Source organism: Ralstonia sp. VS2407 (assembly GCF_052950655.1).
On the sequence record NZ_JBRFVG010000187.1, the window covers coordinates 1 to 494 of the forward strand.

Consider the following 494-nt stretch of genomic DNA (forward strand, 5'->3'; position numbering starts at 1 on the left):
CAAGCAGACCGTTTCAGATAACGAGAAGGTGGCGAAAGGTCCGGCTGAAATCAAGCGCGGCCACGTCGACATCGGTCCCCGCATCGTCGACGGAAAGTTCTCCCTCATGGCCCGTGACGACTCCGCGAACCCGCCAGTCTGGCGCAACACTGACGACACGGTGCTGCGCGTCGCGGACGCTTCGCGTATCGACGTGCCCAACGATGACACCTATTCCTTCCTGGGTGACATGCGCGGGGAAAAGGCCTACGTCATTCCTCAGACTCAAGACCAAAAAGTCGTCTGGCTGGGCTGGAACACCCAAGCCCCCGAGATCGTCAAAAATTTCCCGCGTGGAACCGATCTCGTCTTCACAAGACATGACGGCCCGGGACAAGCTCACATGTTCATTGAAAACGGTTTCGACTCCCCCATGCCGCTGTATAACTCCACCAAGTCTGGCGAGCAGCTGGTTCATATGGAGGCCAATACGCACGTTCATGCCAACTGGGTGT

1 protein-coding gene is annotated in these 494 nt (G+C 57.7%); it reads left to right on the forward strand.

The annotated features are described in order from the left end of the window. On the forward strand, positions 1 to 494 hold a 494-nt coding region (locus ACU8YE_RS24540; RefSeq protein WP_446929999.1), incomplete at both ends, for a choice-of-anchor M domain-containing protein.